At 60.2% G+C, this 23,330-nt stretch carries 25 protein-coding genes; 9 read left to right on the top strand and 16 right to left on the bottom strand.

Annotated features, from left to right (window positions below; all coding sequences use genetic code 11):
• Positions 1-3: 3 nt before the first annotated feature.
• Together ACOQOQ_RS09855 and ACOQOQ_RS09850 are read right to left on the bottom strand one after the other, a co-directional pair.
• Complete coding sequence (locus tag ACOQOQ_RS09855) at positions 4-240, bottom strand: acetyl-CoA carboxylase (protein WP_420566825.1); 237 nt, start codon at positions 238-240, stop codon at positions 4-6.
• Between the two features lie 24 nt (positions 241-264).
• A complete protein-coding gene (locus ACOQOQ_RS09850) occupies positions 265-1,047 on the bottom strand; it encodes a 5-oxoprolinase subunit PxpA (protein WP_420566824.1) in 783 nt (260 codons plus the stop codon).
• A gap of 222 nt (positions 1,048-1,269) precedes the next feature.
• On the opposite strand from ACOQOQ_RS09850, the gene ACOQOQ_RS09845 reads away from it, so the two are divergent.
• Positions 1,270-2,175 (top strand): LysR family transcriptional regulator, encoded by a 906-nt coding sequence (locus tag ACOQOQ_RS09845; protein WP_420566823.1) that lies wholly within the window; start codon positions 1,270-1,272, stop codon positions 2,173-2,175.
• Here the strand turns inward: ACOQOQ_RS09845 and ACOQOQ_RS09840 are convergent.
• The 10 genes from ACOQOQ_RS09840 to ACOQOQ_RS09795 all read right to left on the bottom strand — a co-directional run bounded on the left by ACOQOQ_RS09840 (position 2,172) and on the right by ACOQOQ_RS09795 (position 11,401).
• Positions 2,172-3,608, bottom strand: coding sequence for an aldehyde dehydrogenase family protein (locus ACOQOQ_RS09840; protein WP_420566822.1), 1,437 nt, complete (start codon positions 3,606-3,608; stop codon positions 2,172-2,174). The two genes, ACOQOQ_RS09845 and ACOQOQ_RS09840, sit on opposite strands and share 4 nt — an antisense overlap.
• Positions 3,609-3,613: 5 nt before the next feature.
• Positions 3,614-3,985, bottom strand: a complete 372-nt coding sequence (locus ACOQOQ_RS09835) for a YciI family protein (RefSeq protein ID WP_420566821.1) — start codon at positions 3,983-3,985, stop codon at positions 3,614-3,616.
• 67 nt (positions 3,986-4,052) lie between these two features.
• Complete coding sequence (locus tag ACOQOQ_RS09830; protein WP_420566820.1) at positions 4,053-5,009, bottom strand: Bug family tripartite tricarboxylate transporter substrate binding protein; 957 nt, start codon at positions 5,007-5,009, stop codon at positions 4,053-4,055.
• A 25-nt stretch (positions 5,010-5,034) separates the two neighbouring features.
• Positions 5,035-6,555 (bottom strand): tripartite tricarboxylate transporter permease, encoded by a 1,521-nt coding sequence (locus ACOQOQ_RS09825; protein WP_420566819.1) that lies wholly within the window; start codon positions 6,553-6,555, stop codon positions 5,035-5,037.
• The gene (locus tag ACOQOQ_RS09820) at positions 6,555-7,013 is read right to left on the bottom strand and encodes a tripartite tricarboxylate transporter TctB family protein (RefSeq protein ID WP_420566818.1); all 459 of its coding nucleotides are present in this window, start codon (positions 7,011-7,013) and stop codon (positions 6,555-6,557) included. Before ACOQOQ_RS09820 ends, ACOQOQ_RS09825 begins: the two co-directional genes overlap by 1 nt.
• 20 nt (positions 7,014-7,033) lie before the next feature.
• On the bottom strand, positions 7,034-8,071 hold the full coding sequence (locus tag ACOQOQ_RS09815; RefSeq protein ID WP_420566817.1) for an Ldh family oxidoreductase: 1,038 nt from the start codon (positions 8,069-8,071) through the stop codon (positions 7,034-7,036).
• Positions 8,068-8,955 carry an alpha/beta hydrolase gene (locus ACOQOQ_RS09810; RefSeq protein ID WP_420566816.1) on the bottom strand — a complete coding sequence of 296 codons (888 nt, stop codon included), beginning with the start codon at positions 8,953-8,955 and terminating at the stop codon, positions 8,068-8,070. Before ACOQOQ_RS09810 ends, ACOQOQ_RS09815 begins: the two co-directional genes overlap by 4 nt.
• A 27-nt stretch (positions 8,956-8,982) precedes the next feature.
• Positions 8,983-9,534, bottom strand: coding sequence for an NADPH-dependent FMN reductase (locus tag ACOQOQ_RS09805; protein ID WP_420566815.1), 552 nt, complete (start codon positions 9,532-9,534; stop codon positions 8,983-8,985).
• A 10-nt stretch (positions 9,535-9,544) separates the two neighbouring features.
• Positions 9,545-10,450, bottom strand: coding sequence for a VOC family protein (locus ACOQOQ_RS09800; RefSeq protein ID WP_420566814.1), 906 nt, complete (start codon positions 10,448-10,450; stop codon positions 9,545-9,547).
• Between the two features lie 99 nt (positions 10,451-10,549).
• Complete coding sequence (locus tag ACOQOQ_RS09795; protein WP_420566813.1) at positions 10,550-11,401, bottom strand: fumarylacetoacetate hydrolase family protein; 852 nt, start codon at positions 11,399-11,401, stop codon at positions 10,550-10,552.
• A gap of 183 nt (positions 11,402-11,584) precedes the next feature.
• Between ACOQOQ_RS09795 and ACOQOQ_RS09790 the strand changes: the two genes are divergently transcribed.
• Positions 11,585-12,244, top strand: coding sequence for an FCD domain-containing protein (locus ACOQOQ_RS09790; protein WP_420566812.1), 660 nt, complete (start codon positions 11,585-11,587; stop codon positions 12,242-12,244).
• Here the strand turns inward: ACOQOQ_RS09790 and ACOQOQ_RS09785 are convergent, their stop codons facing one another.
• A complete protein-coding gene (locus ACOQOQ_RS09785) occupies positions 12,245-13,129 on the bottom strand; it encodes a LysR family transcriptional regulator (protein ID WP_420566811.1) in 885 nt (294 codons plus the stop codon). It lies immediately after the preceding gene.
• Positions 13,130-13,235: 106 nt separating this feature from the next.
• On the opposite strand from ACOQOQ_RS09785, the gene ACOQOQ_RS09780 reads away from it, so the two are divergent.
• Positions 13,236-14,369, top strand: a complete 1,134-nt coding sequence (locus ACOQOQ_RS09780; RefSeq protein ID WP_420566810.1) for a CaiB/BaiF CoA transferase family protein — start codon at positions 13,236-13,238, stop codon at positions 14,367-14,369.
• On the opposite strand, the gene ACOQOQ_RS09775 is transcribed toward ACOQOQ_RS09780, so the two are convergent.
• On the bottom strand, positions 14,366-17,770 hold the full coding sequence (locus ACOQOQ_RS09775; RefSeq protein ID WP_420566809.1) for an indolepyruvate ferredoxin oxidoreductase family protein: 3,405 nt from the start codon (positions 17,768-17,770) through the stop codon (positions 14,366-14,368). The two genes, ACOQOQ_RS09780 and ACOQOQ_RS09775, sit on opposite strands and share 4 nt — an antisense overlap.
• Positions 17,771-17,898: 128 nt before the next feature.
• On the opposite strand from ACOQOQ_RS09775, the gene ACOQOQ_RS09770 reads away from it, so the two are divergent.
• On the top strand, positions 17,899-18,357 hold the full coding sequence (locus ACOQOQ_RS09770) for an Lrp/AsnC family transcriptional regulator (protein ID WP_420566808.1): 459 nt from the start codon (positions 17,899-17,901) through the stop codon (positions 18,355-18,357).
• Positions 18,358-18,531: 174 nt separating this feature from the next.
• Entirely contained in the window at positions 18,532-18,693 is a 162-nt protein-coding gene (locus ACOQOQ_RS09765) for a hypothetical protein (RefSeq protein WP_420566807.1), read from the top strand.
• Positions 18,694-18,717: 24 nt separating this feature from the next.
• Here ACOQOQ_RS09765 and ACOQOQ_RS09760 read toward each other — a convergent pair whose 3' ends face one another.
• The gene (locus ACOQOQ_RS09760) at positions 18,718-19,014 is read right to left on the bottom strand and encodes a LysR substrate-binding domain-containing protein (RefSeq protein WP_420569753.1); all 297 of its coding nucleotides are present in this window, start codon (positions 19,012-19,014) and stop codon (positions 18,718-18,720) included.
• Between the two features lie 99 nt (positions 19,015-19,113).
• Here ACOQOQ_RS09760 and ACOQOQ_RS09755 point away from each other — a divergent pair, with 99 nt between their 5' ends.
• The 4 genes from ACOQOQ_RS09755 to ACOQOQ_RS09740 all read left to right on the top strand — a co-directional run bounded on the left by ACOQOQ_RS09755 (position 19,114) and on the right by ACOQOQ_RS09740 (position 22,465).
• The gene (locus ACOQOQ_RS09755; protein WP_420566806.1) at positions 19,114-19,422 is read left to right on the top strand and encodes a 3-keto-5-aminohexanoate cleavage protein; all 309 of its coding nucleotides are present in this window, start codon (positions 19,114-19,116) and stop codon (positions 19,420-19,422) included.
• Positions 19,423-19,616: 194 nt separating this feature from the next.
• On the top strand, positions 19,617-20,117 hold the full coding sequence (locus ACOQOQ_RS09750) for a flavin reductase family protein (protein WP_420566805.1): 501 nt from the start codon (positions 19,617-19,619) through the stop codon (positions 20,115-20,117).
• A 96-nt stretch (positions 20,118-20,213) separates the two neighbouring features.
• Positions 20,214-21,368 (top strand): ANL family adenylate-forming protein, encoded by a 1,155-nt coding sequence (locus tag ACOQOQ_RS09745; protein ID WP_420566804.1) that lies wholly within the window; start codon positions 20,214-20,216, stop codon positions 21,366-21,368.
• Positions 21,365-22,465, top strand: coding sequence for a thiolase family protein (locus ACOQOQ_RS09740; RefSeq protein ID WP_420566803.1), 1,101 nt, complete (start codon positions 21,365-21,367; stop codon positions 22,463-22,465). The genes ACOQOQ_RS09745 and ACOQOQ_RS09740 overlap by 4 nt, the downstream gene beginning before the upstream one ends.
• Here the strand turns inward: ACOQOQ_RS09740 and ACOQOQ_RS09735 are convergent.
• Entirely contained in the window at positions 22,462-23,136 is a 675-nt protein-coding gene (locus ACOQOQ_RS09735; RefSeq protein ID WP_420566802.1) for a nitroreductase, read from the bottom strand. The genes ACOQOQ_RS09740 and ACOQOQ_RS09735 overlap by 4 nt on opposite strands.
• Between the last annotated feature and the right edge of the window lie 194 nt (positions 23,137-23,330).

Raw genomic sequence — 23,330 nt, 5'->3', positions numbered from 1 at the left:
CGGTCAGTTTTCCAGTTCTGCAATGATTTGGCCGGCGGTAACGGGTGCGCCATCTTCGGCCAGATACCCGGCAAAGGTGCCCGCGATTTCCGCCTTTACCTCGATAAAGGTCTTCATCACCTCGATCAGGCCGATAGTGTCCCCCACGGCCACCGTGTCCCCCGCCGATTTAAAGGCGGGATCCTCGGGCGAGGGTTTGTGGTAGAAAGTTCCAGGAAGCGGGGATTGAATCTGTGCCATTGATGTCTCCTTGACGGTCCGAGGTCAGACCGATTTTTCCAATACGGTTGCCGCAGGCGCGATGGTGATCCCGGCGTCAAGCAGCGCGTTTCTGATTGCCTTGCCGTTTTCCAGGGCGCCCGGCGTGTCCGAGTGAAAGCAGATCGATTCAAATTCTATCTCGATGTCGTTTCCGTCGACGGTACGGACCACACCTTCCTTGCAGGCGCGCACGCATTTTTCAGCGATGGCTGCCGGATCTTGCCGCACGACTTGACGCGCAAACACGATCGAGCCGCTGTCATCGTAATCGCGGTCGGCGTAAAACTCGCGCACAACCGGCTGGCCCATGCGTTTTGCGGCCTCGTAAGTTTTGGAAATGCCCATGCAAAAGACAATCGCCTCACCGCAGGTGCGGCGCAGGGTGTCGATCATCAGCTCGGACAGCTCTTCGTTGACAGCGGCCTCCATGTACAGCGCGCCGTGGGGTTTGACATGTTGCAGGGCGATACCGTGGCGGCGCCCAAACTCGCGGATCGCGCCGACCTGATAGACGATGTCGTTCACCAACTCTTCGCTGCGGGTCTTGATATAGCGGCGGCCAAAGCCCTGAAGATCGTGGTATCCGGGATGCGCCCCCAGCCCCACACCATGCTGTTGCGCCAGCTTCACCACCCGATCCATCGAGTTGGGATCACCCGCATGAAACCCGGCCGCAATGTTGGCTGAACTGATCAGAGGCATCAGCTGTTCATCGGGGGCCTCGCTTAGCGCCCAATGGCCGAAACCCTCGCCCATGTCACAGTTCAGATCGATAAATTCACGCATCGTGGAAACCTTCGTTAAGTTCCCTTTCATCTTCGCGCCGAGGTCTTGGTTTTGTAAAATTCTAAAATACGTGAAAGCATTATCGGGAAATCTGATGCCTAAATTATATGTCCCGCGCCCATGAACGTTGATTTTTAACGGTAATCTCTCAATTTTCTTGACCGCCGCGCCACATTATCGGATTTTCCAATAACGCCCTCACTTAATTCAGGAATACACGCGTTGAACCTACGCCATTTGAAGTACTTTCTGGCCACTGCAGAATCCGGGCAGGTCAGCCGCGCGGCCACGTTGCTGTCAATCTCGCAATCCTCGGTCACAGGGGCCATCCGCGATCTGGAAACCGAGCTAAGCGTCGATTTGTTCGTGCGCTCTGCCCACGGGATGGAGCTGACGGACGCAGGCCGCGAGTTTCTGGCCTCGACCCGCGAGATCCTGGAAAAGCTGGACGAGGCCAAGAAAGTCAGCAAGCGACACTCGGCCGTCAGTGGTACCATTTCGCTGGCCGCGACCTATACGGTGCTGGGCTATTTCCTACCCTATCACCTGGACCGGCTGGCGCAGCTGCATCCCAAACTGGACATCCGCTTAAGCGAGCTGAACCGCGAAAGCATCGAAGAGGGGCTACTGAGCAACCGCTTTGACATGGCGGTCGTGCTGACCTCGAACATCAGCAACCCCGAATTGGAAAGCGAAACCCTGTTGCGGTCCAACCGACGGCTTTGGGTGCCAAACAACCATCCGTTCCAAAGAAAGGGCAAGGTCAGTTTCGAAGAGATCGCGCAGGAAAAATATATCATGCTGACCGTGGACGAAGCCGCCCACACCACCATGAAGTACTGGAGCGGCACGAACTTTCAGCCGAACGTGAAACTGCGCACCTCTTCGGTCGAGGCCGTGCGCTCCATGGTCGCCAACGGACAGGGCATCACCATCCTGTCTGATATGGTGTATCGCCCATGGTCGCTTGAGGGTAAACGCATCGGCACTGCCGCCACCGAACACGAGATCCCCTCGATGGATGTCGGGTTGGCCTGGCGCAAGGGCGCCAAGCTGGAGCAGCCCGTGTCGATCCTGTACAATTACTTCAAGGATTACTACGCGCTGCCCCAGATCCACACACGCTAGGCCAGCGTGTAGGCGGTTTTCACCGTGGTAAAGAATTCGGCGGCATAGCTGCCCTGTTCACGCGGCCCAAAGCTGGATCCTTTGCGCCCGCCGAAGGGTACATGGAAATCCACCCCCGCTGTGGGCAGGTTCACCATCACCATCCCCGCGTGCGCGTTGCGTTTGAAATGGGTCGCATGTTTCAGGCTTGTGGTGCAGATACCAGCAGACAGGCCAAAGGGCGTGTCATTGGCCAGATCCAGCGCGTGATCATAACTCTTGGCCGGAATCACCGCGGCGACGGGGCCAAAGATTTCTTCTTGGGCGATGGTCATGTCGTTGGTGCAGTCAGCGAACAGGGCCGGAGTCAGGAAAAACCCGTCCGTGTCGCGTTGAACCCTGTTGCCGCCCCAGACCAGGCGCGCGCCTTCGGATTGGCCTGTTTCGATATAGCGGCAATCCTGATCCAGTTGGCTTTGATCAACGACGGGGCCGATATGCGTGGCCGGATCCATGGCGTGGCCAACCTGGGTGGCTTGCAGCCGCTCGGCCGCGGCGGCTACGAACCGGTCATAGATGCCTTCCTGAACGATCAAGCGCGAGGACGCCGTGCAACGCTGCCCGGTCGAGAAGAAGGCCCCATTCACGGCTGCATCCACGGCCACATCCAGATCGGCGTCGTCCAGAATAACCATCGGGTTCTTGCCGCCCATCTCCAGCTGCAACTTGCGCATAAACGGAGCCGAGTCCCGTGCAATCGCACCACCTGTGCCGACCGAACCGGTAAAGCTGATCGCGTCCATGTCCGCGCTTTCGACCATGGCCTGCCCCACGACCGAACCCTTGCCCATCACCAGATTCAGCACCCCGTCCGGCAGGCCTGCGCGGTGCAGGATATCAACGATGGCCCAAGCCGAGCCCGGCACCAGATCGGCCGGTTTAAACACGACCGTATTGCCGTAACACAGCGCTGGCGCGATCTTCCACGCAGGGATAGCGATCGGGAAATTCCACGGGGTGATGATGCCCACGACCCCCACAGGTTCGCGCGTCATCTCGACCCCGATACCGGGCCGAACCGAGGGGACCGTCTGCCCCGTCAGCCGCAATGCTTCGCCGGCGAAGAAGTCGAACACCTGCGCGGCGCGCACGGTTTCCCCGATACCTTCGGCCAGCGTCTTGCCTTCTTCGCGCGACAGCAGCGCGCCCAGCTCATCTTTGCGCGCCATGATCTCGTCGGCGGTTTTGCGCAGGATCGTATGACGCTGCATGATCCCGCTTTGCGACCAGGCGGGAAAGGCGGCCTTGGCGGCGGCAATGGCAGTCTGCGCATCCTCGGCGCTGGCGCGGGCAAAGTAGCCCACAACTTCGCTCTGGTCCGAAGGGTTGATGTTGGCGATAGCCTCGCCTTGAACCCAGTTGCCGCCGATCAGGTTGGGTTTCAGTTCATTCATGAGGGTCACTCCAGGGTCATCGATTGGTCAGAATAGCGAAAAGACACGGTCATCGAGCCTTCGTTCAGGCGCCATTTGTGCAAAGTGTAGCTGCGCACGCCCGCCTGATGCAGCGGATCGGCATCGGCCAGGGCGCGGGCCTCGGCCTCGTCCTTGGCGCGCAGGATAATCAGCCCGCTTTCGGGTCCATCTGCCCCGATATCCGACAACGGACCTGCCCCAAACAGCTTGCCCGCACGTTCCAGCGCGATTTGGTATTCAAGGTGTTCGGCCAGGCGTTCGGCGATACCGGGGCCGCGCGCCGGCTTGGTGCTGACCACATACAGTTCAAAGCCTAGCATTTTGGCCATCATGTCGGCGGGAGAAGTGTCGGCCATGGGATCTCCTTTTCATGAAATACCCCGCGCCATTGCTGGCGCGGGGATGCGTCAGGCGAAGGGGCCGTTAACGCTTGGTGATACCGGCGCTTTCGACCACTTCGGTCCAGACAGCGATCTGGCCTTCTACCAGCGCGCGGAACTCTTCGTTCGACGAGGCACCGGGCTGCGCGCCCAGAGCTGCGATCTTTTCCTGCACCTCGGGCACCGACAGCACGCGGGCCATTTCCTTGGTCAGGGTGTCAACCACGTCGGCCGGAATGCCAGCCGGGCCGCCGATGCCGGTCCAGGACAGAACGTCAAAAGGCTTGCCTACGGTTTCCGAAACGGAAGGCACATCCGGAGCAGACGACCAGCGATCCGACGAGGTGACGCCCAGGATGTTGAAGGCGCCCGCCTCGGCCTGACCCAGCGTGCTGGTACCGGTGCCGATCATCAGGTCAACCTCGCCGCCCAGAATGGCGGTCGAGGCCGCAGCCCCGCCTTTATACGGGATGTGCAGGAACTTGGCGCCGGTGGTCAGCTGCAGCAGCTCGCCAGACAGGTGCTGGGTGGACCCTACACCGGGATGACCGATCTTGACCGAGCCAGGGTTGGCCTTGGCCGCTGCCAGCATTTCGTCCATCGTGGAAAACGCACTGCTGCGCGCGGCCACAAAGAACGGGAACTTGCCGATGGTCGAGATGAAGGTGAAGTCCTCTTTGGCGTCATAGGGCAGCTTGTTGTACATCGCAGCCGCGACCGCATGGCCGCCAACCATCAGCTGCAGGGAATAGCCATCCGGGTCGGCCTTGGACACGAAATCCGAGGCCACGGTGCCACCTGCGCCAGGCTTGCTTTCGACGATAACCGGCTGCCCCAGACCCTTGGTCATTTCCTCGGCGATGATCCGGGCCACGGTGTCCGCGTTCCCGCCCGGTCCAAAGCCGTGATAGATGCGAACTGTCCGCTCGGGGTAGTCGGCAAAGGCCGGAGCGGCCATGGACAGGACCAGCGGTAGGGCCGTCAGTAGTTTTTTGAACATGTTTTCCTCCCTTGGAATGCGCCTGTTAACCCTGACGCTTGGTTTTTTGTGGTCCGTTTTGGACCGCTGTGCGTTTCGCGGCCTGCCACGTTGTGACAACCGAAAAAACGATGACGAAAATGGCGATAATGGTGATAACAGCGCTGATGGGGCGGGTGACGAAGACCGTGAAGTCCCCCCCGTTCAGCAGCATCGTGCGGCGGAAGTTTTCCTCAAGCATCGGCCCAAGAACAAAGCCCAGCAGAACCGGCGCGGCCTCGAACCGATAGCGTTTCAACGCATAGCCCATCAACCCGAACAGCAAGGTCATGATCACGTCCACAACCGAGTTGCGGTGTGAATAAACCCCCGCCGTGATCATCAGGATGATGACCGGATACAGGCGGTGATACGGAATGCGCAGCAGCATCACCCACAGCCGGATCAGCGGCAGATTGATCATGAACAGGATCACGTTGCCCACCAGGAAACTGGCGATGACGCCCCAGAACAGCTCGGGTTCATTGGTCATCAGGTTGGGGCCGGGAATGACGCCGTTCAGGATCAGCGCCCCTACCATCAGCGCCATCACGGCGTCCCCGGGGATGCCAAGCGTCAGAGTGGGAATAAAGCTGGTTTGCGCGGCGGCATTGTTGGCCGATTCCGGCCCGCTGAGACCTTGCAACACGCCGGTGCCGAAATTCTCGGGGGTTTTGGACACGCGTTTTTCCATCGCATAGGCCATGAAAGAGGCGATCGCGGCCCCGGTGCCCGGCAAGGCGCCGAAAAAGCTGCCCGTGCTGCCGCCGCGCAAGACGGGGCCGATCAGGCTGCGCGCCTCTTCGCGGCTGGGCAGAATGTCCCGCAATGTGATCTTGACATTAACCTTCCTGCGCTCGCGCTGGCCGATGTTGCGGATCAGCTCGCTTAGTCCGAACAGGCCCATCGCCAGCGACACAAGGCTGATCCCGTCGGCCAGTTCGGGGACGGGCACATAGCGGTACACACCCGACGTGATGTCCGACCCGACCAGGCCCAGGAATATCCCCAGCACCACCATGGCCAGCGCGCGGATCTGCGACCCGGTGCCGATCATCGTCGCCGCCAGCAGGCCCAGCGTGACCAGCATCGTGTATTCCGGCGCGCCAAATTTCAGGGCCAGCTTGGCCATGGGGATCGCCGCCAACACCACCACGGTGCAGCCGATGACACTGCCCAGAAAAGACGAGGTCGCCGTAACCACCAGCGCCTTGCCAGCCTGACCGTTCTTGGCCATCGGGTGCCCCTCAAGACAGGTCACAACCGAGGACGGCGTGCCCGGCAAGTTCAGCAGGATCGAGGCAATCGATCCGCCATATTGCGAGCCATAATAAATCCCCGCCAGCATGATGATCGAGGTCGTCGCGTCCAGATGAAACGTTACCGGCAACAGCAGCGATATCGCGGTAATGGCGCCGATCCCCGGCAGCACGCCGATCAGCTGGCCGATCACCACCCCGATCAGCGCATAGCCGAAAACCGCAGGATCAAGGACCGTAGAAAGGCCAAGAAGGAATTGATCAAGCATCAGCCTCTCCCGAATGCGGCCAGCGGCAGCCCAAGGATCTGGATGAACAAAAGCCAGGCGCCAAGACAGACAAGCGACGTATAGATCGCAGCGTCCAGGGGCCGTGCGTCGCGGTCGGCAAACTTGCTAAGCATCACGGCCACGAAGGTCGCAGGCACCAGCCCGCCCTTGTCGATCAGCCCCGCAAAGGCCAGCACGCTGGCAGCCGTGAACCCGATATTGCGCCAATGCACGCGCCCGGGTGCCTCAGAAGTTGTCTTGAATTCTGAAATCAGGCTCAGCGTGCCGAACCCCAGCAACAAAAATCCAATGATCCGAGGGAAAAAGCCCGGCCCCATCTGCGTGATCGAGCCAGCAGGATAGCTCCAACCAATGGCCAGTACGCTTATCGCGCAGACCAGCAAGGCGATACTGCCCAAGTGGCGTTCCCACGGTGCGTGTGCGTTTTGAAACGGCATGTTTCCTCCCTCCGTTTCGTTCAGGCCGTTTGGGCCATGGACGCGGGAAGACCCACACCCAGATCGGCCGCAAGGGCCGCCAGTTTAGTCAACGTGCCAGAGGCCAGCAGAACACCGTTGGCCTGCCGCTCACGGGCGCAGGCAAAGCCGCGCTCTCCGGGCAGCAACACCGCGTCCGTTCCCGGCGCTTTGGGCAGATCATGCAGCAGCCCTGACAGATGCCTGACATTAGCGCCGAACGTGGCCGGATCGCAGAACCGAGCGATGTCGATGGCAATGGCCAGCCCGTTCATGGCGCCGCCCTTGCCCTCAAGCGCGGGGGCGATCACAGGGTTGTTGGCCAGCAGGGAACACAGGATCTCGATCATCAGGGACAAGCCCGAGCCCTTGGGCCCCGCCATCGGCAACAGGGTCGCCACAGCGTTGGGGTCCTGCGTGGCATGGCCGTTTTCATCCACGCCCCAACCTTCGGGGATCGCGGCGCCAGCGTCTTTGGCTTGCATGACTTTTCCCAGCGCCACAGCCGAAGTGGACATATCCAGCAAAATCGGGTCGCCTCCGCTGGGTACGGCTATGGACAGCGGATTGGTCGATAGCGCCGATTGCGCCGCGCCGTGATAGGCCATCAGCGGCCCCGAGGCAGTCATCACCACCCCCACCATGTTCCGGTCGCTTGCCTGTTGAGCGTAGTATCCCACGGCCCCGGCGTGACTGATGTCACGCGCAACACAGCAACCGATGCCGTTGTGCGCGGCCAAGTCCAAACCGGTCAGCATCGCGGCTGTCATTGCCGAAGGCCCCGGTGCGCGCTTTGCGTCAAGAACGGCGGTGGCGCCGCTCTGCTGCGTGATGACAGGCTGGGCCTTCGGCGCAATTTTTCCCAGCTTAACCATTTCCAGATAGCGCGGGATGCGCAGCACCCCGTGCGAATCCGCGCCGCGCAGGTTGGCCCAGACCAGAACCTCGGCGGTGCGGGCGGCGTGATCGGGGGTATACCCCCCTGCCGCCAGCAATGCCTTGGCAAAGCTCTCAAGCTCTATGGCGTTCACCGTGCTCATGCGCGGCCCTGCACCGGCGTGGGAAAGAACTTGTCCAGCCATCCCTTGATCAACACCCGCGTGCGCGGTGCATCTTCGGGCGACAGCGGGAAATGCGACGTGCCGGTGGGGATCATCAGCTCGGCATTCTTGCCCGCGCGTTTGAACAGCTCCAGCGATTGCTCCATCGGAGTAATCACGTCGCCTGCGGTATGGAACAGCAGCAAGGGGCGCGGCGCGATATTGCCGACCACATCATCAGCGCGAAAACCGTACATGCTTTGCGCGGTTTCGGCGGTCACTTCGAACGTGGCCTTGGGCGACAGGTTATTGCGCAGATGTTCGGGGATCGGCACCACGTCAAAGCGCGAGACCCACAGGCTTTCGCCGGTTTCCTCTTTCTGCTTGCGGCCGTCCTTCAGGATGTTGGTGAACTTTTCCCAGGCTTCGGGCGTGGGATGCTGGCCGCGGAACTTGCGCTCGCCGTCGCCCCAACCACAGGACGAGATGCAGCAGGCCACCCGGTCATCGACACCCGCGGTGAAGACAGCAACCGCCGCACCAAAGCTGTGGCCAATCACGCCGATCTTGTCTGCATCGACCTCTTCACGTTCAGCGATGAAAGACAACGCGTTCTTGGTGTCCGCCACCTGATCATAGCACCGTACATCGCCCTTGCGGCCCTCGCTTTTGCCGCAGCCGCGCATGTCAAAGCGGAACGCGGCATAGCCCATCTGCTCCAGCATATCGGCCTGCAACTCGGCGTGGGATTCATCCTTTGTGCCGACAAAGCCGTGAAGCACCAGAAACGTCGGCAGTGCTTCGTCAGGTTTGCGTCCATCGGGGACGTGCAGAACACCGGACAGGGTCAGCCCGTCAGATTTGAAATCCAGAGGAATTTGCATGTGAATATCCTTTTCCGTCTTGCGGGCTTAGCTGCGCCCGGCGCAGAACTGTGCGAATGTCGATAGATGAGAGGCCAGAAAGGCGCGCGTGTCGTCCTGGGTCACAGTGCCTAGGTCGACGTCCAGTTTTCCTTTGGCGCCAGCGATCTGAACCTCGGGTTTGGCCATGATGATCATGCCTTGCGAATGCAGCACGTGACGCAGCCCCTCGTGCACCCGGGCACCGCCCAGCAGGCCCGGCGACACGCTCCAGATCGCCGCAGGCTTGCCGTCCAGCGGATGAGGCGACAGACGGGACAGCCAATCAATTGCGTTTTTCAACCCGCCCGGAACGGACCAGTTGTATTCAGGCGTGACGAACAGCACGGCGTCCACCGCAGCCACGGCTTCGGCATAGGCGTTCACCGTGTCGGGCATGCCCTGGTCCTGAATGTCCTGATTATAGATGGGCAGATCGCCAAAACTTGGCAGCGTCACAGGTTGAACCCCGTCTGGCATCAACCCCACCGCAGCGCGGGCAGCGGCGCCGGACAGCGCATTTTTGCGCAACGATCCGCATATGATTCCGATTTTGGTCATTTATCCCCCCTCACCCGTTCTGTGCAGCCCAGGGAAATTCATGTTCCAACCAGGGCTTCGGCGCAGGCTCGCCCCACACATTCATGTCGCGCACGTTGTCAGGGCGTTTCAGGTTGGTGACGATATTGGGGACATAGCGCGCCTCGTCATGTATCGAGGCCATGCCATGTGAAATCTCGCACATCGCACCACAGGCATCGATGTAATAGGCATAGTTGTTGTCACCGGGACGATGACGGCCGGGGCCCCAGATATAGTTCTTCTCGATCGTGTCCAAAAGATCACCCAAACGATTGTAATCGTTGAACTCTCCAAACTCGAACGAGTAGTGATGCAAGCCGGTGATGCCGCGCACTATGCCCAGAATATGGTGCAGACCATTGCCGCCACGCATCCAGGTCAGGCTGTCATTGGCCAGCTTTTCGGACATCCGCAGCCCCATGATCTGCTCGAACTGGCGCACGGTTGCGACGGGATCGGGCGACAGGATGTTGACGTGATCCAGCTGCAGCGGACCCGGCCCGGTCGAGGGCTTGCGGCCACCGTAGATATGCTCCCGAATGGGCGAGTGAACCTCGAACAGGTGCCCCTCGGGGGTGCGATAAGTGACCCCTGCCTCGCAGGCCTCCAAGCTGGGCGTTTCGCTGACGATTGTGCAGCCCGCGGCCTCGATCCGGGACTTCACGATCTCGATATTCTCGACGCTGGGCGCCTCGAACCCAATCGAATGGACCGAGTTTTCCTGCGCCCGGTGCAGCACCATTTCCACCTCGCGCCCGCCAGCGGACAGCCAGACGCTTTGATCGTCCGAACGGGTGACGCGCAGCCCCAGGATATTCGTCATCTCTTCGACCAGCGCGTCAACGTCCACCACGTTCAGTTGGACATGACCGACGTCATTTACCAGAAAGCTCATTTCTTTCTCCACCTATCCAGTTTCCACAGTGCCTAGCACGTGATTTTCGCTAATGCAAATATTTTCGAAAATTTAATCTTATTCGCCAATATCAGCATTTTAGACAGCTTCTACCGCGACCCGTTCTTTCTGAACGGCATTGCGCAACACCCCGATTCCTTCGATTTCAACCTCGACGACGTCTCCTTCGCGCAGGAATTCAGGCGGAGTACGGGTCGAACCGAACCCCGAACAGGTGCCCGTCACGATCACATCCCCCGGCACCAGCGGTGCAAAAGTCGAGACATAGTTGATCAGGTAGGGCACATCGAAAATCATCTTCGAGGTGTCGGTGCTTTGCTTTTCAACCCCATTCACGCGGGTGCGCAGCGCAATCCCTTGCTCTAGCGGCGGCAGGTCGTCAGGCGTCACCATCCAGGGCCCGAAAGCCCCCGTCCCCACAAAGTTCTTGCCCGGCGTGAACTGGTGCGAGTGTTTTTGCCAATCGCGAACACTGCCATCATTATAGATCGAATAGCCCGCCACATGGTCATAAGCGCGGTCCTTGGGGATATGCCGCCCGCCTTTGCCGATAATCACGGCCAGCTCGCCCTCGAAATCCAGTTTCTGAGAGCTTGCAGGCTTGATCAGCGGTGCTTCGTGCCCAATCTGGGACGAGGAGAGCCGCAGGAACAGCACAGGGAACGGCGGCTCTTTGTCCGTCGGGGCATCGCCCTTTCGATAGTTCACCGCAGCCATCGCGATCAGGTCGGGCTTGGGAATGACCGGCAGCAAAGTAACTTCGGACAGGTCATGGACACCTAAAGGCTTCAGATCCGCAGGCGTCTGATCTGTCAAATAGGATTTCAGGTCAGGCCAGCGCGTGCCAGGCTCACCCAACTGCTCAACTTTTTCGCCATCAATGCGGCCCCATGCTGGCACGCCGCTGATTTCGAATGAAACATACTTCATCAGAATCCCCATTATTTTCGAAAATCAGTGTATCGGGGAAAAGATGTAGAAACAGGCTTTTCATTCAAAAAATTCGCGGGTAATGTTGTTATTTTCGAAAATATTGGATGAGTTGAACATCCCTTCCAAAACAGCTATCTGTTAGACAAGCACACATCAAACGGGCAGAAGGTGAGGACAATCATGGGTAGAGCAGCCGCCAGCGGGCACGAGGTTGTCAGCAAACTGCGCCTGGACATCGTCAGCAGCGTTTTCGAGCCAGAGATGCGCTTGAAATTTGCTGACCTGACCAAGCGATACGACGTCGGTATCGGCACCCTGCGCGAGGCGCTGTCCTCGCTTCTATCCGAAGGTTTCGTCACTTTGGACGCTGGCAAAGGGTTCCGCGTTGCTCCGGTTTCTGCGGATGAACTGTCTGAAATCGTTGATCTTTACCTGGACCTGGAAACTCGCGCCCTGGCCGAGGCGATAACGAATGGCGATGACGACTGGGAAACCGATATCGTGGCGGCCTATCACCGGCTCAGCCTGATCGAAAGCCTGCCCTGGGAACAGCGGATGGAGCGGCACGACGAATGGGTCGAACGCCACCGCGAGTTTCATGAATCCCTAGTTGCAGCATGTGACAGCAGGTGGCTGATCCGACTACGCTCGATCATGTTCAACCAGCTGGACCGCTACCGATTCATCACCAAGATGTCGACCGAAGGACGCGGGAGGAAGAAATTCGAAGAACACCGCCTGATCAAAGAGGCCGTACTGGCACGCGACACCGACAAGGCCACCCGCCTGATGGAGGACCACATCCGAGATACCGCCACTCGTGCTATCGAAAAGATGTAGCTACCGCGCCTGCGACGACAACCAGTCGCGAAAGGCTGGCAACGGGGCGTCCTGCGATTTTTCCTCGGGCCAGACCAGCCAGTACGCCCCACGGACCGGAACGGCCTGCTGGAAAATCGGCACCAGGCGCCCCTCGGTTATTTCTGTCTGGGTCAGATAGTCAGGCAGCAACGCCACCCCAAGCCCTGAAATCGCGGCCTGGATCATCATGGAAAACTGATCCATCAGCATCCCTTCGGTGTTCGGAACGGGGGCGCCCTGCCCTTCGAACCAATCCGCCCAGACCGTGGGGCGCGATTCCAGTTGCAGCTTGGGCACGTCCGCGAGATCCGACAAGCTGCGCATCGGGTATTGCTGCGCGAACTGAGGCGAGACACAGGCCGTGACCTGTTCGTCAAACAGCTTCAGATGCTGACCTCCGGGCCAATCGGGCTGACCATAGAAAATCGCGGCATCAAACGCCTCGTCCGCGAAGTCAAACCGCCCGATCCGCGTGGAAAGGTTCACGGCCACGCCAGGCGTCTGCGCCAGAAAATCGCTCAGTCGCGGTCCCAGCCAACGGGTGGCAAAGGTCGGCAGCACCGCCAGCGTCAGCGTTCCTCCGTCCGGGTTGGCAACAACCGACATGCTGGCGCGCTGCACGATATCCAAGGCCCGCGCGATGTGTTTGTGGTACCCATGAGCGGCGGTATTGGGGATCAGCCGACGGCGTGCGCGGGTGAACAATTCCTTGCCCAGCTGCTGCTCGAGCGAAAGGATCAGACGGCTGACGGCGCTTTGGGTCAGGTTCAGTTCCGAAGCTGCCGCCGTGACCGAACCCAACCGCATCACCGCATCAAAAGCCAGAAGCAGGCGGATCGAGGGTAAAAAGCGTCGTGGCCGCATATGCATTCCCCCATGGAATATAAACTTGCTGTAATCTCGGTATTACTGAGAATTTATCTCAATATTATTTCCCAATCTGAATGCTTATTCAACACCGAGGTACCCCATGACGCAGGAATCCCCCCTGAAAGGCTTGAAAGTGATCGAGCTGGCTCGCATTCTGGCCGGCCCCTGGATCGGTCAAACCCTGGCGGATCTGGGCGCCGATGTCGTCAAGGTCGAGGCGCCCGAGGGCGATGATACCCGGCGCTGGGGGCCTCCGTTCTTTGAAAGACCGCTGAAGGACGGAAACACGGAAACCGTTGCCGCATACTTCCATTCGGCCAACCGGGGCAAACGCTCGGTCACTTGCGATTTTTCGGACCCCGATGCGCTGGCTAAGCTGAAAGAGATGATCGCCGAGGCCGATGTGCTGATCGAGAATTTCAAGGTTGGCGGTCTAAGGAAATTCGGGCTGGATTATGACAGCATCGCGCAAATCAATCCGCGTTTGGTCTATGCCTCGGTCACCGGGTTCGGTCAGACCGGCCCGCGCGCCAAGCAACCGGGCTATGACTTTCTGATGCAGGGGATGAGCGGCATCATGCACCTGACAGGCGATGCTGATGGCGAACCGCAAAAGGTTGGCGTGGCCTGGATTGACCTGTTCACCGGCCTTTATGGAGTGATCGGCATTCAGGCCGCGCTGGCCGAGCGCGAACGCTCGGGCATGGGGCAGCATGTGGACATGTCCTTGCTGGATTGCGGCATTGGCGTGCTGGCCAACCAAGGCGCCAGCCATCTGTTGGGGGGCACACAGCCCAAGCGGATGGGCAACGCCCATCCCAGCATCGTGCCCTATCAGGTTTTTCCCTGCGCGGACGGGCATTTCATCATCGCATGCGGCAATGACCGGCAGTTCTCGGCGCTGTGCGGTGCCTTGGGTCTGGACGGGCTGGACAGCGATCCGCGCTTTGCCACCAACCCCGCGCGCGTCGAAAACCGCGAGGATATCTGCCAACGGATCAGCACCGTCACGACCCGGCACGACAAGTCTGACCTGATCGAGCGGCTGGAACTGGCGGGCGTTCCCGTCGGCCCGATCAACACCATCCCCGAGGCGCTGAGCGAACCCCAGGTAGTCGAGCGCGAGTTGCGCATCGCCCCCGAAGGGATCGCGGGTATTCGCACTCCGATCACGTTCTCGCGCAGCGTTTTGGCCACCGATCGCGCAGCGCCGGCGCTGGGGCAAGACGACTAGGACAAAATCCGGGACACGCGGGCCTTACCCTTGGTCACAGCGGCCTGCTTGACCGGGCCAAAGCCGCGGAAATCCAGCGGCGCGGACAGGATTTCCTGCGCCGCCCCTTCAGGCAGGTGATCCAGCCGGGCGGGCAGTTCGTTCAGAATGCCTTGGAACCACAAGATTAATGCGCGCTCCTCCCGGCGTTCGGCAGTATGGCCGAACGGGTCAATCAGCGTGCCACGCAGCCCCCGCAAATGGGCCAGGCCCCGCAAAACCGGGGTCAGCCACGCTTTGAACTGGCGTTTTTGCGGCCGCCCCCGAGCGTCCTTCGCGCCAGACAAAAGCGGCGGAGCCAAATGGTAGTTCACCCGAAACCCCGGTTCGAATTCTTGCGCAAGCATCTGCGTAAAATCCGCTTGGGTATGCAGGCGCGCCACCTCGTATTCGTCCTTGATGGCCATAAGCTTGAACAGCGACTTCGCCGCCAAAGGCACCAGATCCGCCTGCCCTGTGGGAAGCGCCTTCTGGAAATCCTGGATCGTCTGGCGATAGCGCCGGGCAAAGCCTGCGTTCTGATAGGCAGTCAGATAGGCGGTGTGCCGGTCCAACATTTGCTCAAGTGTCTGAGGCTGCTTCTCGCCTTGCCCCTTGGTCACGCGCCCCGGATCAACGGCCAACACCCGCCCCAGATCAAAGGCCATGGCATTTTCCCGGACAGCCACCCCGTTCAGTTGGATTGCCTGTTTCAGGGCAAGCTCGCTGACAGGCACCAGTCCTTTTTGCCACGCCATACCCAACAGGATCACGTTGGCAAAGACGCTATCGCCCAGCTGTTCCTCGGCCAGTTTGTTGGCATCCAGACCGGACACATGATCCCCGACAACCGCACGGATCGCGGCCGCGCGCTGATCAATGTTCAACGCGGCATCCCGGCGCAGAACCAGATCACCCGTTGGCATCTCGGCCAGGTTTAGAACCACCCGAGTGCCGCGACGATAGTGGACCGACGCACGCGGGGACGAGGACACCACCGCGTCACATCCAATCACAGCGTCCGCCGCGCCGTGATCAATCCGCACCTGATGTATGTCGGATGGATGGTTGCCCAACCGGATATAGCTAAGCACCGTCCCGAATTTCTGGGCAAACCCGGTGAAATCCAGAACGCTGGCGCCTTTGCCTTCGATATGGGCGGCCATGGTAATCAGGGCTCCGACCGTCAGAACACCGGTTCCGCCCACGCCAGTGACAAGCAGATCATAGGGCTGTGCAAGCGATGGCTGCGCGGGGGTGGGCAGTTTTGCGCAGAGCGCTGGCAGATCATGCGCCACCGGGCTGCGTTTTCGCCGCACGCCGCCCTCGATCGTGACAAAGCTGGGACAGAACCCATTCAGGCAGCTGAAATCCTTGTTGCAGGTGGACAGGTTAACCTTGCGCTTGCGGCCCAAGGGCGTGTCCAGTGGCTCGATGCTCAGGCAATTGCTTTCGACCGAGCAATCGCCGCAGCCTTCGCAAACCGCGGGGTTGATGAAGGCAAACCGTTTGGGATCTTCCATGGTGCCCCGCTTGCGGCGTCTGCGCTTTTCGGTGGCGCAGGTTTGTTCATAGATCAGCACGCTGACGCCGGGCACGTCGCGCAATTCACGCTGCACGGCGTCCATCTGAGACCGGTCGTGAAAAGTGGTACCAGGCGGGAATTCATCTGGGCTGAATTTGCGAATATCGTCCGAGACCAGGGCGATCCGCTTCACCCCTTCGGCGCGGCAGGTAAAGGCAATCCCACTGACAGAAACCGGCCCGTCGACGGGCTGCCCCCCTGTCATGGCAACGGCGTCGTTATAGAGGATTTTATAGGTGATATTTGCCTCTGCCGCGACCGCCTGGCGGATCGCAAGAGACCCCGAGTGGTACCAAGTCCCCTCGCCCAAATTCTGGAAAATATGCTTACCGCCGTTGAACTTGCTGGCCACCACATGAGGCACGCCCTCGCCGCCCATTTGGGCAAAGCCTTCGGTATCGCGGTCCATCCAGCTGGCCATCACATGACATCCGATCCCCGAGGCCGCTTTGCTGCCTTCGGGCACCTTGGTCGAGGTATTGTGCGGGCATCCTGAACAGAAATAGGGTGTCCGCGTGGCCCCCGGAATGCTTAAAATTTGCGGTGGTTGATCAGTCAGCGAACGCGCCTTGTCCAGCAAACCTTCGGCGGGAAAGAACCGATCCAGACGTTCGGCAACATATGGGACCAGACCCAAAGGCGACAGCTCGCCCGTCCATGGCAGCAGGGGATCGCCCGCAGCCCGGTGTTTTCCCACCATTTTCTGGGGCTTATCCCCAGGCCAGTCATAGAAGTATTCCTTGAACTGGCTTTCGATAATGCCGCGCTTTTCTTCGATCACCATGACCTCTTGCTTGTCCCGTACAAAGGACAGCGCATCCCGGCGAGCCAGCGGCCAGACCATGCCGACCTTGTAGATGTCGATACCCAAACGGCGGCAGGCGGCCTCGTCCAGACCCAGCAGGCGCAGGGCCTCCATCAGGTCCAGATGGCCTTTGCCCGTCGTGACGAACCCGAATGTCGCCTTGGGCAGGTCATAGATGCGCCGGTCAATCGGGTTGGCCTCGACGAAAGCCTCGACCGCGGCCAGTTTGTGCTCCAGACGGGTCTCGATCTGGGGGCTGGGCAGATCGGCCCTTCGCACGTGCAGACCGCCCGGGGGCAGATCAATTTCGGGCAGGTTAAAATTGCGATCGGGGTGCAGCTCTACCGATTGGCCGCTTTCCACCGTTTCCGAGATCGCCTTGAAGCCGACCCATGTTCCTGAAAAGCGGCTGAGCGCCAGACCATATTCGCCAAACGCCAGATATTCGCCAACGGATGCGGGGTTCAGTGTGGGCATGAACCAGGTCATGAAGGCCACATCGGATTGATGCGGCATAGACGAAGACACACAGCCATGATCATCGCCCGCAACCACCAGCACCCCGCCCTTAGGGGCCGAGCCATAGGCATTTCCGTGTCGTAACGCATCGCCCGACCGATCTACGCCCGGCCCCTTGCCATACCACATCGAGAACACGCCCTCGTGCTGACAATCGGGGTCCAGACTGGCCTGCTGAGCGCCCAGAACAGCGGTTGCGCCCAGATCCTCGTTGACTGCCGGCATGAAGGTCAGATTTGCCGCTTCGATCACATCCCCAGCGCGCCACAGCTCTTGATCCAACATTCCCAGGGGCGAACCTCGATAACCCGAAATGAAACCGGCAGTATTCAACCCCGCCGCACGATCGCGGCGCGCTTGGTCCAGCATGATGCGGACCAAGGCCTGCGTTCCGGTCAGAAATACCCGACCTATTTCACGAATGTATTTATCCTCCAGCCGATATGGCTGGACCTGATGTGATTGGTCAGTCATCTGCGCTCTCCCTACCGATCACAATTCTGAACCATTTATTCTGGCTTTTTTGACCTGTTTTGGGATAAGAATTGAAGAAACTTGGCTAATCTTTCCGGACAGTAGCAATTCTATGGTATATTCATCCAATGCAACTTGACCGACGGGACCGCCTGATCCTGAAACTTCTGCAAGCGGACAGCCGCATATCCAACAGCGAGCTGGCTGAAAAAGTGGGCATGTCGCAATCGGCGCTGTGGCGCAAAGTCCGCGCCTTGGAACAGGCCGGCGCCATCGAAGGGTATCGTGCGGTCGTATCGGCCCCTGCCCTAGGCTTGCACTTTCAGGCGTTGGTCCAAGTCCATCTGACACGCCACAATCCCGAGCATCTGCAGCAGTTTATCAGCGCCGTGGAAAGCCGGCCCGAGGTTCTGGATTGCTATGCGACGACCGGGCAGTCCGACTATATCCTGCGGGTTCTGTGCCAGGATATCGGAGCCTACAACACCTTTCTCGAAGACTTTCTGTTCCGTCTGCCCGCCGTGGAAAGCGCGCAAACGAACGTGGTCCTGCGCGAGATCAAGCGCAGCCGTGACCTGCCCGTTTAAACCGTCCCAGGACAACGGGTATCAACCGACACCCGGCGGGTATTGGAAATTCAGGCTGTCAGGGGCGAAAATTCATTTAATTCCAAATTGTTCGGGAACAGCCCCTTGCCCTAGATCGATCAAATCGAAACCTCTATCGTCGACCTGCCCACCATCCGGGGGCATGTCCTGTCCATGACGACGATGTTGGTGCAATCCTTCGTGCTGGTGCGCGTCCGTTTTTCGAATGGATCGGTGGGTTTGGGCGAAGGCACCTCGATCGGGGGGATGAGCTATGGCGCAGAAAGCCCCGAAAGCATCAAGGCGGCCAACCGCTTGCGCACCTTCAGCCCGTGAGTCTCGCAACACCCCAGCACCAGGTCAGCATAGGATGGTCGCCGGGAATTCGGGATACAGGATAAAGCTTTGATCGCGCAGCTCATCAATGGTGATCCGGCCCGGTTTCTGGGTTGCCACCGTATCGGGCGTGGCGGCGATCAACGGCTCGTCCCCCAGCTCGAGCGTGCGAAATTCGGCGTCTCGCAAAGCGGGCCGCGCGAAGGCGAGGTCAATCTCGCGCCCGATCAGGCTGCGGTTCAGTTGGGCGTTGTTCATCGGTGACAGGGACAGGTTCACCTCGGGGTAATTGGCGCGGAAGGTCTTGATGATCGTCGGCAGAATTACAAAGGGGGAAGAGCCGACAAAGCCGATGCGTAACCGGCCCTCGGCCCCCTGCCCCAGGCGTTTGACCTAAGCCACATCTACCACGCCAAGCTGATGTGGGATCGCGGCGAGCTGGCAAAGCGCCCCTATGTTCAGCTCACGGTGAAAACCCTGTTCGGCGCTGATGCCCCGTGGTGCGCCGCCGGTATCGGACGCCATCAGGCCGATCTGAACCAATGGGCCGCCCAGGCGGGAGGGCATTTGCGCACTAGGCTTGAGGACAATATCCGTCTGGACAATAACACGCTGGCCCCATCCAACGCGGCTTTGGTTCAGCGCGCGGTGGAATATGCACAGCAAGCGGGCCGGACTGTGGCTATGGTCGCCCAAGCGCGGGAAATCCTTGACTTGCCCGCCACTTAACCTGCCAGATCAAATTTCTGGCACAAATCTTCCATGCAATGGTCGCGAAGCCCGTGTAGTGCAAGGATGGGCAGGTCGTTTCTCGACCCAAACCCGACTTACCCGCGCGGCGCAATTGCAGGCGTGTCCCGGCCCGGCAACCATCAGGGCCGAACATTTGCAGCTGTTGAACCAACGAATGGAAGAAACGAGCAATGTCTGAGCAGACGAAATCGATGGACCCTCGCGCCTTTCGCAACGCCTGCGGCGCCTTTGCGACCGGGGTCACCGTCGTCACCACCCGCACGGACGAAGGCGATCACGGCATGACCGCGAACGCGTTCATGTCGGTCTCGTTGGATCCGGCCCTTGTGACGGTCTCGATCGATAAGAAAAGCCGCATGCTGGGTAAACTGCGCCAATCAGGCCGATACGCGGTGAATATCCTGTCGGAAACGATGCAAGCCACTGCACTGCATTTCGCGGGACGACCGCAACCAGGCCAGGACCATGTCTTGGCCGAACGCGCGGGCTTGCCTTTTCTGCCCGGCAGCGCTGCGCTGTTCCTGACTGATATCGTCCAAGAGATCGAGGTCGGCGATCACGTGCTGTTCATCGGCCAAGTGGTCGAGTTTGACTGCGATCCGGCGCAATCTCCGTTGCTGTTTAGCGCAGGACAGTTTCGCCACCTGCCGACCCGGGCTGCCGCCGAATAGCGTCAAACCGATTGGCCGACTGCCAAAAACAGTGATACCACGGGGCGAGCCGAACAAAATCGGCGCATCCGTGACCACTTGTGAAGGCCGATCCGCGTGGCGACACAGACCGCAAATTTTCGCATAGATCCGCGCAGCCGTTTGCTTGGCGCAGGCGCGCACGCGATCGAGGTGCTGCTGCACGGCCTGGAACAGGGCCATTCGATCCTGACCCGCCAGGGGGCCCCGATCCGCACAAAGGCCGACACGCGGCAACGTCTTTTCGTGCAAACATCGGGCAGCAGCGGTGCGCCCAAAATGATCCGCCGCAGCCCGGAAAGCTGGATCCGCAGCTTCGATCTTGCGGCCGATCTGTTTGGCGTCACCTCGGCTGATACCTATGCAATCTTGGGCGATATCGGGCACTCGCTGTCCCTGTTCGCCACGATGGAGGCCCTGCATATCGGAGCGGATCTGGCCTGTCTTTCCGGCCTGCGTCCACGCAGCCAGCTTAGCGGACTGACCCAACACGGCGTCACCACGCTTTATGCCACGCCGACCCAATTGCGGATGCTCCTGAGCGTCTCAAACGGCCCCATTCTGCCCGATCTGAAACGGTTGTTTGTCGGCGGTGGATCGCTGGATCCTGCCCTGCGCAATGCGTTAAGTTCTGCGATCCCTTCGGCCGATCTGCGCGAGTTCTTTGGCGCCAGCGAGACGAGCTTCATCACCATGGCCGACCCCACGACGCCCGAAGGATCAGTGGGCAAGGCTTATCCTGGCGTCACACTGCGCGTCGCCGCGCCCTTTGAAACCGCCGAGATTTGGGTGCGCTCGCCTTATCTGTTCGATGGTTATGAACAGGGGGAAACACCTGACACGCAATGGGACCGGGATTTCCTTTCGGTCGGCGAGCTGGGGTATCTGGACGACGCCGGCAACCTGTTTTTGCGGGGGCGTAAATCTCGGATGGTGACCGTGGCCGATCAGAACGTGTTCCCGGACGAGGTAGAGCGCGTTTTGCTGCAACAAGATACCGTGCTTCATGCCGCAGTTTTGGCCCTGCCCGACACGCAACGCGGGCATGTCTTGGTGGCCATGATCCAACCTAACGCCGATCTATCCAAGGCAACACTGCGCGAGGCCTGCAAAAAGGCCTTGGGCGCGGCCTCGGTCCCGCGCCGGTTCATATTGCTTGCACGAATGCCGCTTTTGCCCGCTGGCAAACCCGACCTTCAGGCCTTGCAGGCGCAGTTGCGAGGGATGGTATGACCGAAACCGTGCTGATCGCCGCCCGCCGCAGCCCGATCGCCCCGCGAAACGGGGCCTTATCGCATTTGCAGCCACACCAGTTGGCGGCACCCGTGATCAAGGCCGCACTGGCCGATTGCGGCCTGTCCCCGAACCAGGTGGACGAGCTTATCCTGTCCAACGCCTTGGGAGCAGGCGGAAATCCGGCGCGGATCGCAGCTTTGGCCGCCGGCCTGCCTGAACGCGTTGCGGGCCTGTCCATCGACCGGCAATGCGCCGGGGGGCTGGATGCGGTGATCTTGGCGGACGCCCTTGTTAAATCAGGCCAGCACCAGATCGTTATCGCGGGCGGTGTAGAAAGCTATTCCCGCCGCCCTGTGCGCGCGCGCACCTTCCGTGACGGGCGTGATCCTGTCCCCTATGATCAGGCGCCCTTCACGCCGTGGCCCCAGCGCGATCCGGAAATGGCAGTTGCGGCGGATAAACTGGCCCTGAGCTTGGGAATTGATCAAGAGGCTCAGGACGCTTGGGCGATCAACAGCCATTCCAAAGCTCAAAACGCCGCGACAGATTTGGGGATCGTCTCGATGGAGGGGCTAAGCTCTGATCCCTTCACCCGAAACCTGACCCCACGCCATTGCGACCGGGCCAAGCGGGTGTCAGGCACTGTTACGGCTGCGAATATGGCGGTTGCGGCGGACGCTGCGGCCGTTGCCATCGTCACATCCCGGCAGGTTGCGAATTCGCTGAACCTGGACGGAATACAGATCATAGGCGGGCAGACAATCGGGGGCGATCCAGAAATGCCCGGCCTGGCCCCAGTTGCGGCGATCCAGGCCTTATTGCAGCGCGCTTCGCTGACCCCTCACGACATTCAAACCGCTGAAATCATGGAAGCTTTTGCCGTTCAGGCCATCGCCTGCTGGCGCGGGGCTGATCTGCCCGAAAAGATCGTTAACCGCGACGGAGGCGCCTTGGCGCGCGGTCATCCGATCGGGGCATCCGGTGCGATTTTGGCCGTGCATCTGTTCCACCAGCTTTGCCGCGCGCCCGGCAACGGGCTGGCAGCCATCGCTGCTGCCGGAGGGCTGGGCACCGCGCTGCTGCTACGAGGTTAATCGAAGCCGCGAAAGCTGGTGAATTCGGACAGGTCGGCCCTGTCAGTACGGAACTGGTTCACCGGCGCACTGCGATCCGGGTGGCCCACAGCGATGCCGCAAACAACCAATTCCTGCTGGGGCAGATCAAGATGGCGATGCACGATTGATCCGTAGTTGGCCAAGGCCCCGATGCCCGTCGCGCCCAACCCCAGGGACTCGGCCGCTAGCAGAAGAGTCATGATCGACATGCCCAGATCCATGAAACATCCCTTGCCCATGTTCCGATTAATGGTCACCACGATGCCCACAGGGGCCCCAAAGAACCCGTAGTTCCGCGCAAATTGATCTCGCCGCCCCTGCACGTCCCGCCTTTCGATCCCAAGCGCCTGATACAGCGCATAGCCCGCCGCGCGCTGACGCGCCTTCAGCTCGGCTGGCATGGGCCGGGGAAAATAGGAATATTCGGTTTCGATCGGCGCTCCGTCGTCGATCGCCTGCATCAGCCGCGCGCTGAGGCCAGTCAGGGCCGCGCCCGTCAAAACGTGAAAGCTGCCCGGCTGCAGATTGGCGCCGCTGGGCGCACGGCGCGCAACTGTGCAGATTTGCTCCATCTGCGCACGCAGGACGGGTTGGTCGGTGAACGCACGCACCGAACGGCGCTGCGCTGAAAGGCTGTCGAAATCGGTCATAGCCGTCCCATAACACGCAACAAAAACAATCGCACCAAGGTCTTGGCGTGAAAGACCCAAGAAAGCCTTCCCCTAGGGAACCCTGCCTTTGCCTTTACATCTTTACCTTCGCATGTTGTCCTTTGACCGCAGCTCGGAGCAGTGACGCTTTCACTCAAAGTCGATACATCCGGGAAATCAGCCGCGAGGGCTGG

Origin of the sequence: Thalassovita sp., from assembly GCF_965218685.1 — a bacterium.
Taxonomy (GTDB): domain Bacteria; phylum Pseudomonadota; class Alphaproteobacteria; order Rhodobacterales; family Rhodobacteraceae; genus Thalassobius.
This window is presented reverse-complemented; position numbering and strand designations above follow the sequence as displayed.

Bases quoted from the DNA above. Each gene is read 5' to 3' on its own strand.
- ACOQOQ_RS09855 (WP_420566825.1), bottom strand. From the start codon at position 240: ATGGCACAGATTCAATCCCCGCTTCCTGGAACTTTCTACCACAAACCC.
- ACOQOQ_RS09850 (WP_420566824.1), bottom strand. From the start codon at position 1,047: ATGCGTGAATTTATCGATCTGAACTGTGACATGGGCGAGGGTTTCGGC.
- ACOQOQ_RS09840 (WP_420566822.1), bottom strand. From the start codon at position 3,608: ATGAATGAACTGAAACCCAACCTGATCGGCGGCAACTGGGTTCAAGGC.
- ACOQOQ_RS09835 (WP_420566821.1), bottom strand. From the start codon at position 3,985: ATGGCCGACACTTCTCCCGCCGACATGATGGCCAAAATGCTAGGCTTT.
- ACOQOQ_RS09830 (WP_420566820.1), bottom strand. From the start codon at position 5,009: ATGTTCAAAAAACTACTGACGGCCCTACCGCTGGTCCTGTCCATGGCC.
- ACOQOQ_RS09825 (WP_420566819.1), bottom strand. From the start codon at position 6,555: ATGCTTGATCAATTCCTTCTTGGCCTTTCTACGGTCCTTGATCCTGCG.
- ACOQOQ_RS09820 (WP_420566818.1), bottom strand. From the start codon at position 7,013: ATGCCGTTTCAAAACGCACACGCACCGTGGGAACGCCACTTGGGCAGT.
- ACOQOQ_RS09815 (WP_420566817.1), bottom strand. From the start codon at position 8,071: ATGAGCACGGTGAACGCCATAGAGCTTGAGAGCTTTGCCAAGGCATTG.
- ACOQOQ_RS09810 (WP_420566816.1), bottom strand. From the start codon at position 8,955: ATGCAAATTCCTCTGGATTTCAAATCTGACGGGCTGACCCTGTCCGGT.
- ACOQOQ_RS09805 (WP_420566815.1), bottom strand. From the start codon at position 9,534: ATGACCAAAATCGGAATCATATGCGGATCGTTGCGCAAAAATGCGCTG.
- ACOQOQ_RS09800 (WP_420566814.1), bottom strand. From the start codon at position 10,450: ATGAGCTTTCTGGTAAATGACGTCGGTCATGTCCAACTGAACGTGGTG.
- ACOQOQ_RS09795 (WP_420566813.1), bottom strand. From the start codon at position 11,401: ATGAAGTATGTTTCATTCGAAATCAGCGGCGTGCCAGCATGGGGCCGC.
- ACOQOQ_RS09790 (WP_420566812.1), top strand. From the start codon at position 11,585: ATGGGTAGAGCAGCCGCCAGCGGGCACGAGGTTGTCAGCAAACTGCGC.
- ACOQOQ_RS09785 (WP_420566811.1), bottom strand. From the start codon at position 13,129: ATGCGGCCACGACGCTTTTTACCCTCGATCCGCCTGCTTCTGGCTTTT.
- ACOQOQ_RS09780 (WP_420566810.1), top strand. From the start codon at position 13,236: ATGACGCAGGAATCCCCCCTGAAAGGCTTGAAAGTGATCGAGCTGGCT.
- ACOQOQ_RS09775 (WP_420566809.1), bottom strand. From the start codon at position 17,770: ATGACTGACCAATCACATCAGGTCCAGCCATATCGGCTGGAGGATAAA.
- ACOQOQ_RS09770 (WP_420566808.1), top strand. From the start codon at position 17,899: ATGCAACTTGACCGACGGGACCGCCTGATCCTGAAACTTCTGCAAGCG.
- ACOQOQ_RS09765 (WP_420566807.1), top strand. From the start codon at position 18,532: ATGACGACGATGTTGGTGCAATCCTTCGTGCTGGTGCGCGTCCGTTTT.
- ACOQOQ_RS09755 (WP_420566806.1), top strand. From the start codon at position 19,114: ATGTGGGATCGCGGCGAGCTGGCAAAGCGCCCCTATGTTCAGCTCACG.
- ACOQOQ_RS09750 (WP_420566805.1), top strand. From the start codon at position 19,617: ATGTCTGAGCAGACGAAATCGATGGACCCTCGCGCCTTTCGCAACGCC.
- ACOQOQ_RS09740 (WP_420566803.1), top strand. From the start codon at position 21,365: ATGACCGAAACCGTGCTGATCGCCGCCCGCCGCAGCCCGATCGCCCCG.
- ACOQOQ_RS09735 (WP_420566802.1), bottom strand. From the start codon at position 23,136: ATGACCGATTTCGACAGCCTTTCAGCGCAGCGCCGTTCGGTGCGTGCG.